Origin of the sequence: Streptococcus sp. HMSC071D03 (assembly GCF_001812125.1) — a bacterium.
Classification (GTDB): Bacteria; Bacillota; Bacilli; order Lactobacillales; family Streptococcaceae; genus Streptococcus; species Streptococcus pseudopneumoniae_N.
The window spans coordinates 1-235 of record NZ_KV807788.1 but is presented as its reverse complement, the minus strand read 5'-3'; the positions used below and the strand labels follow the sequence as shown (position 1 = coordinate 235).

Here is a 235-nt window from a genome sequence, read left to right as displayed (position 1 = left end):
TCAAGAAATCAAGCTTAACCAAGGAACTAAAGGAAAAGATTCTCCACTATCATAATCAAAAGTTTTCTCCTGAAATGATGGTCAAGGCTAAAGGGGTTAACGTGGGCATTTCTACCATCTACTACTGGATTCATCATGGAAAATTGGGGTTAACCAAACAGGATCTGCTCTATCCTAGAAAAGGAAAATCTGTTAAGAAACAAGCTAGCACCAATTTTAAACCCGCTGGTCAATC

Annotated in this window: 1 pseudogene; it reads left to right on the top strand. The window is 38.3% G+C overall.

The annotated features are described in order from the left end of the window. Positions 1-235, top strand: a pseudogene (locus HMPREF2837_RS08090) (IS30 family transposase); the annotation flags it as partial.